The sequence below is a fragment of the Mesorhizobium sp. M2A.F.Ca.ET.037.01.1.1 genome (assembly GCF_003998075.1).
Taxonomy (GTDB): domain Bacteria; phylum Pseudomonadota; class Alphaproteobacteria; order Rhizobiales; family Rhizobiaceae; genus Mesorhizobium.
Genome location: NZ_RZSA01001574.1, coordinates 1 through 836 on the forward strand (window position 1 = coordinate 1; position 836 = coordinate 836).

Here is an 836-nt window from a genome sequence, read left to right on the forward strand (position 1 = left end):
CGCTGAGAGTGGGCGGACAACATTACATCATCATCACCTTCTGCTTCTGCGCCCTGTTCGTCATCGTGCTCACCAATGGCGGCACCTTCACCGGATCCGCCACCGGCCTCGATGTCGGGTCGGTCACGCCCTTGCCCGGCATCAATTTCGACAAGCTCTCCAACAATTATTACCTGGTCTTGGCGGCGCTCCTCCTGGCGCTCGCCGCGACCTATCTCATCGGCAATTCGCGCTACGGCCGGACGTTGCGGGCCATCCGCGAGAACGAGCAGCTGGCGCGTTCGGTCGGCATCAATGTCGACCTGCACAAGCTTGGCGTGCTCATGGTTTCGGGCCTGTTCGCGGGTCTGGCCGGGGTGCTGCAACTCTATTACCTGCGCCACATCTCGCCGACCCTGTTCGGCGCTTTCCCGAGCCTTTACCTGGCGCTAATGGTCATGCTGGGCGGCGCCCGCTATCTCTACGGGCCGCTGATCGGCGCGGTCGTCGTCAATTTCCTGCCCGAGGTGCTGAACCTCGATCCGGTCGATTCCCGCATCGCCTATGGCGTCTGTCTGCTTCTGGTGATCCTTCTGCTGCCGGGCGGAGTCGGAGCCGGCATCAAGAACGTCTACTGCGTGGTTCGCGGCGGGTTCGAAAAGCAAGGCGGAGGCTCGAATGGCGGCGCTTGAGGTGAGGGGGTTGCGCAAGCAGTTCGGCGGTGTCGTCGCGCTCAACGGCATCGATCTCGACATCGACACCGACCAGGTTGTCGGCATCGTTGGTCCCAACGGCTCCGGCAAGACGACCTTGTTCAACGTCGTCACCGGAGTCCACCCGGCGACCGCCGGCACGGT

The 836-nt window shown here is 63.2% G+C and carries 2 protein-coding genes; both read left to right on the forward strand.

Going from position 1 to position 836, the window contains the following annotated elements; all coding sequences use genetic code 11:
• Positions 1-671 (forward strand): branched-chain amino acid ABC transporter permease (locus tag EOA27_RS38465; protein ID WP_145970905.1); only part of this gene is annotated, 671 nt, incomplete at its 5' end.
• On the forward strand, positions 658-836 hold a 179-nt coding region (locus EOA27_RS38470; RefSeq protein WP_127258962.1), incomplete at its 3' end, for an ATP-binding cassette domain-containing protein. The genes EOA27_RS38465 and EOA27_RS38470, both read left to right, overlap by 14 nt.